The organism is Bradyrhizobium sp. P2_E8 (genome assembly GCF_056403875.1).
Map to the genome: position 1 here is coordinate 1 of NZ_JBFUES010000455.1, position 5,843 is coordinate 5,843.

The following is a 5,843-nucleotide window of genomic DNA, read 5'->3' on the forward strand; positions in this document are numbered from 1 at the left end:
CCAGCATCTGCTCGGCGGTGATGACCTCGATCTGGTTCGGATAGACGTCGAGCCCGAGATCGTTCTTCGCCACCTCCTCACAGGCATCGGTGATGCGCTGCAAGGTGTGGAAGTCCCAATCCGCGCCCTCGAACAATCTTTCCGTCATGGAGCGGCTTTCTCCTGAGAGGTTTCGCGGCGCTGGAACAGGTCGTGGAACACCGGGAAGATCTCGCTGCGCTCGCTGACCTTGCGCATCGAGAGCGGTGCGCCGCTGTTGCGCAGGCGCTCGTAGAGGGTCCAGAGTGAGGAGTCGGAGAGATCGAAGGCGCTGCCGCCGGACTCGCCGACCTCGAGATAGGCAAAGAACTGGCAGACCGGCAGGATCTTGTCGGTCAGCAGCATGCCCGTAAGCTCGCCGTCGGAATAGGAATTGTCGCCGTCGGAGGCTTGCGCCGCGTAGATATTCCAGTCCGACGGATTGAAGCGCTCGCGCACGATCTCGTGCATCGCCTGGAGCGCGCTGGAGACCAGCGTGCCGCCGGAGGCCGGGCCGTAGAAGAAGGTCTGCTCGTCCACCTCCTCGGCGCGGTCGGTGTGGCGGATGAAGACGATCTCGACATGCTTGTAGCGGCGCTTCAGGAACACGTAGAGCAGCATGTAGAAGCGCTTGGCGAGATCCTTCATGTGCTCGGACATCGAGCCGGAGACGTCCATCAGGCAGAACATCACCGCCTGCGCGACCGGCTTCGGCACCGTCTCGAAGCGGCGGTAGCGGATGTCGAGCGGGTCGATGAACGGAATCCGCTTCGTCTTCGCCTTCAGCTTTTCCAGCTCGGCGAGAAGCACCACGCGCTCGTCCTCGTCGGTGCACGCGGCGATTGCGGCTTCGAGCTCTTCGATCTCCTCCTTGCGGGGACGCTTGAGCGCAATGCGGCGGGCGAGCGCGAGCTTCACCGTCCGGCTCACCGAGATGTTGGCGGGCGAGCCCGACGTGGTGTAGCCGGCGCGCTGGATGCCCTCGCTCTCGGTCTGCGCGATCTTGCGCTTGGCAAGATCCGGCAGCTCGAGGTCGTCGAGGAAGAGATCGACGAACTCGTCGCGGCTCAGCACGAAGCGGAAGGCGTCCTCGCTGTCGCCTTCGCCGGGACCGGAATCCTTGGCGCTGCCCTGGCCGGAACGCTGGAGATAGTCGCCTTCGACGAACTTCTTGTTCCCGGGCAACACCATGTCGCGCGTTCCGCCTTCGCGGCGGAAACGCGGCTCATGCATCCCGTCGAGCGGAATCGTGACCTCACCACCCTCCAGGACGTCCTTGATGTCGCGTTCCTGCGAGGTCTTCTTGACGGCGCCCTGCACCAGGGATTTGGCCCGACGCAAGAACCGCTGGCGGTTCTCAAGACTCTTGCCGCCTGGATTCAGGCGCCTGTCAATAATGTGAATGGGCACTTTTCCATCCGCCTCAACCGGCCTGCTTCACACGCATGTACCATTCGACGAGCCGGCGAACCTGACGCTCGGTGTAGCCGCGCTCCACCATGCGTGCGACGAACTCGCCGTGCTTCTTCTCCGTCTCGCCGTCCTTCTTCGACCCGAAGGAGATGACCGGAAGCAGGTCCTCGACCTGAGAGAATATCCGCTTTTCGATCACATCGCGAATCTTCTCGTAGGAGGTCCAGGTCGGATTCTTGCCCCCGTTCTGGGCCCGCGACCGTAACGAGAATTTGACGACCTCGTTGCGGAAGTCCTTGGGGTTGGCGATGCCCGCCGGCTTCTCGATTTTGGTCAGTTCCTGGTTCAACAATTCGCGATCCAGGAGCTGTCCCGTATCGGGATCCTTGAAGTCCTGATCCTCGATCCAGGCATCGGCATAATCGACGTAGCGATCGAACAGGTTCTGGCCGTAATCCGAGTAGGATTCGAGATAGGCCTTCTGGATCTCGTTTCCGATGAACTCGGCATACCGCGGCGCAAGGTCCGCCTTGATGAACTCGAGATACCGCTTCTCGACCTCCTCCGGCAGCTGCTCGCGCTTGATCGACTGCTCCAGCGCGTACATCAGATGCACGGCGTCGGCGGCGACTTCCTGCGGATCGTGGTTGAACGTTGCGGCCAGGATCTTGAAGGCAAAGCGCGTGGAGACGCCGTCCATGCCCTCGTCGACGCCGGCGGCATCGCGATATTCCTGGACACTGCGCGCCTTCGGATCGGATTCCTTCAGGCTCTCGCCGTCGTAGACCCGCATCTTGCCAAATATGGTGGAATTCTCGTGCTTGCGCAGGCGCGACATCACCGAGAACCGCGCCATCGTCTCCAGCGTCGACGGCGCACACGGCGCCGACGCCAGCTCGGAGCCCTGGATCAGCTTCTCGTAGATCTTCTGCTCTTCCGTGACCCGCAGGACATAGGGCACCTTGATCACGCAGATGCGGTCGATGAAGGCTTCGTTGTTCTTGTTGGCCTTGAAGCTCGCCCACTCCGCCTCGTTGGAGTGCGCGAGGATGACGCCGGTGAACGGGATCGCGCCGATGTTCTCGGTGCCGATGTAGTTGCCTTCCTGCGTCGCCGTGAGCAGCGGGTGCAGCATCTTGATCGGTGCCTTGAACATTTCGACGAACTCGAGCACGCCCTGGTTGGCGCGGTTGAGGCCGCCGGAATAGCTGTAGGCGTCGGGATCGTTCTGGGCGTAGGTCTCGAGCTTGCGGATATCGACCTTGCCGACCAGCGAGGAGATGTCCTGGTTGTTCTCGTCACCGGGTTCGGTCTTGGCGATCGCGATCTGGCGCAGCCGCGACGGCTGGATCTTTGCGACCCGGAACTGGGAAATGTCGCCGCCGAAGGCCTCCAGCCGCTTGTAGCACCACGGGCTCATCAACCCGGTGAGGCGCCGGCGCGGAATGCCGTATTTCTCCTCCAGCATCGGCCCGAGCTGATCGGGATCGAACAGGCTGAGCGGGCTCTCGAACACAGGCGAGAGTTCGTCGCCGGCCTTGAGCACGTAGATCGGATGCACTTCCATCAGCGACTTCAGCCGCTCTGCAAGCGAGGATTTGCCGCCGCCCACCGGGCCGAGCAGATAGAGGATCTGCTTGCGCTCTTCGAGCCCCTGCGCCGCGTGCCGGAAGAAACCAACGATGCGCTCGATGGTTTCTTCCATGCCGTAGAAACCGGCGAAGGCTGGATAGGTGCGGATGGTGCGGTTCAAAAAAATACGGCCAAGGCGTGGGTCCTTGGCCGTGTCGATTGTCTGAGGCTCACCGATCGCTGCTAGCAGTCGCTCGGCCGCGTTCGCGTATTTCATGGGATCGCTTCGACACGATTCCAGGTATTCCGCCATCGACATGTCGAGCTGGCTTCTCGCCTCGAACGACCGAGCGAAAGCGTTGAATAGAGAATCGTTGTACATGATCCCTCTCCGCGTGAGTTCCGCTACAAGCTGAAACGAAAGCAGTTACCGGACCGTTCCTCAGGCCGTCTCGAATCAGCGTGAGCACATGACGATCATTGGACACCCGGGGGCCGACTTCACGCAACGCACAACGTAGGCAACTGGGTGAGTTACGAACAGGCACCTGCCTGTTCTTTATGCGAATCTAGGTATATCTTCGCTCATTTCCAGAAAATGTCACTCGGCCGCAACATCCGGGCATTACCGGGGATCGGCCTATCCGGCGGTGCAGCATAGCCGTCCGCCGGCGGCAGCTTTATGACGCTTGTACGGCCAAGCCTTGCGAGAGCGGACCTGAGTCTGGCGCACCTTGATCGCGGTCCCGCCGCAATGCGGTGCGTGAGTAGCTGGCAGCATGACAGTCACGGCAGGCGCGCAGCAATGTGTCAAAACCGATCGCCAGTCCGTCGCGGCGGACGACGATGCGACCGTCCTGCGCGCCGCGCGACATCGATCGGATCCTGGCGCGGATGCCGGCGAGCTGCCGCGGCAAGGCCAGCGTCGGCGTCGGCACGATCATCCTGTGGCTGCGCCGCTGCTCGGTCRAAACCTCCGCAATCGACTCCCACGGAAGAAATTCATTGCCGATGCGGAGATCGCGGATGCCAGCGGGGGTGACGATCACCACCGGCCCGCGTTCGGCGGGGAGCATCCAGATCAGCCGGCTGGTGACCACGCCGAACAGCGCGACGCCGGCATAGCCGACCGTCGTGTCGTAGTCGCCCAAGCCGCCCCAGTCGAAGGCAAGGCTGGCGCCGAACAGGGTCATCGCAAAGCCCGCCGCGACCAGCAGCCGCAGATATGTCGCGCACGGATTGATGTCGAGATCGTAGGCCGCGTCGATGCTTACGGCCGGCGCGACCGATTGCGGACCGTTGGCAAGGGCGAGCGGTGGGCGGTCAGGATGTGCGTGCATGCTTTCCCCAGCATGGTCGTTCGCAAGCGGGCGACGAAGCATCAGGCGGATCGGAATCCGCTGGTGGCACTCTGTGCAGCGGCCGGCGGACGTTGCGCAACGAGGCCTCGGCCGAACCTCCCCGGCCAACGACTTTTCACGCAACAAAGCCACAACCGCCTGGATCGCCATGATCGCGACGGAGTTACACTGAGGGTATGACGCCTACACCCTTGATTGGTTCCCTCCCGGGAGCATGTTAGCTAGAGGATAGCGCGTCAGGACCGGCGCGGAAACCCCTCGCCCGCAGGCTTGGAGATAAATAAGCATCATGAATCCCGTCAAAGAACTGGAAAAGCACGGACAAGCCGTCTGGCTGGACTTCCTGGCCCGCGGCTTCATCGCCAAGGGCGACCTCAAGCGGCTGATCGACACCGACGGCGTCAAGGGCGTCACCTCCAATCCGTCGATTTTCGAGAAGGCGATCGGTAGTTCGGACGAGTACGACGCTCCGATCGGCAAGGCGCTGAAGCGCGGCGACCGGAGCGTGGCCGACCTGTTCGAAGCCGTCGCGGTCGAGGACATCCAGAACGCCGCCGACGTGCTCCGCCCGGTCTATGACCGCCTCAAGGGAGGCGACGGCTATGTCAGCCTGGAGGTCTCGCCTTATCTCGCGATGGACACCGCCGGCACAGTCGCCGAGGCGCGGCGGCTCTGGAAGGACGTCAACCGCAAGAACCTGATGGTGAAGGTGCCGGCGACGCCGGAAGGCCTGCCGGCGATCGAGACGCTCATCGGCGAGGGCATCAGCATCAACATCACGCTGCTGTTCTCGAAGGCGGTCTACCTCCAGGTCGCGGAGGCCTATCTCGCCGGCCTCGAGAAATACGTCGCGGGCGGCGGCGATCCCTCGCATGTCGCGAGCGTGGCGAGCTTCTTCGTCAGCCGCATCGATTCGGTGGTCGACAAGCAGCTCGACGAGAAGATCGCGCGCGCCAACGACCCCAGCGAGAAGGAACGGCTCGCCGCGCTGAAGGGCAAGGTCGCCATCGCCAACGCCAAGGTCGCCTACCAGGATTACAAGCGCCTGTTCTCCGGTCCCCGCTGGGACAAGCTCGCCGCCAGGGGCGCCAAGCCGCAGCGCATGCTGTGGGCCTCGACCGGCACCAAGAACAAGGACTACAGCGACGTCCTCTATGTCGAGGAACTGATCGGCCCCGACACCATCAACACCGTGCCGCCGGCGACGCTGGACGCGTTCCGCGACCACGGCAAGCCGCGCGACAGCCTGGAAGAGAATGTCGACGACGCAAGGCGTGTGCTGGAAGAGCTGGAGCGCTCCGGCGTCTCGCTCGACGCGATCACCGAGGAGCTGGTCAAGGACGGCGTCAAGCAGTTCGCCGACGCCGCCGACAAGCTCTACGGCGCCGTCGCCCACAAGCGCGCCACCGTGCTCGGGCCTGCGATCGACCACCAGCAGCTCTCGCTCGGCGACGGGCTCGGCAAGGCGGTGGCCAAGAG

General features: G+C 63.1%; 5 protein-coding genes. 1 reads left to right on the forward strand and 4 read right to left on the reverse strand.

Annotation, left to right across the window (positions count from 1 at the left end; translation table 11 throughout):
* From AC1D00_RS23435 to AC1D00_RS23450, 4 genes are all read right to left on the reverse strand, one after another.
* Positions 1-148 (reverse strand): SpoVR family protein (locus AC1D00_RS23435; RefSeq protein ID WP_477012293.1); only part of this gene is annotated, 148 nt, incomplete at its 3' end.
* Positions 145-1,422 carry a YeaH/YhbH family protein gene (locus AC1D00_RS23440; RefSeq protein ID WP_477012294.1) on the reverse strand — a complete coding sequence of 426 codons (1,278 nt, stop codon included), beginning with the start codon at positions 1,420-1,422 and terminating at the stop codon, positions 145-147. The genes AC1D00_RS23435 and AC1D00_RS23440, both read right to left, overlap by 4 nt.
* A 19-nt stretch (positions 1,423-1,441) precedes the next feature.
* The gene (locus AC1D00_RS23445; RefSeq protein ID WP_135175651.1) at positions 1,442-3,385 is read right to left on the reverse strand and encodes a PrkA family serine protein kinase; all 1,944 of its coding nucleotides are present in this window, start codon (positions 3,383-3,385) and stop codon (positions 1,442-1,444) included.
* A gap of 298 nt (positions 3,386-3,683) precedes the next feature.
* Positions 3,684-4,514, reverse strand: coding sequence for an STM3941 family protein (locus AC1D00_RS23450; protein ID WP_477012291.1), 831 nt, complete (start codon positions 4,512-4,514; stop codon positions 3,684-3,686).
* 139 nt (positions 4,515-4,653) lie between these two features.
* Here AC1D00_RS23450 and tal point away from each other — a divergent pair.
* Positions 4,654-5,843, forward strand: a 1,190-nt coding sequence (gene tal, locus AC1D00_RS23455) for a transaldolase (RefSeq protein ID WP_477012292.1), incomplete at its 3' end; no start/stop codon positions are given.

Bases quoted from the DNA above. Each gene is read 5' to 3' on its own strand.
- AC1D00_RS23445 (WP_135175651.1), bottom strand. From the start codon at position 3,385: ATGTACAACGATTCTCTATTCAACGCTTTCGCTCGGTCGTTCGAGGCG.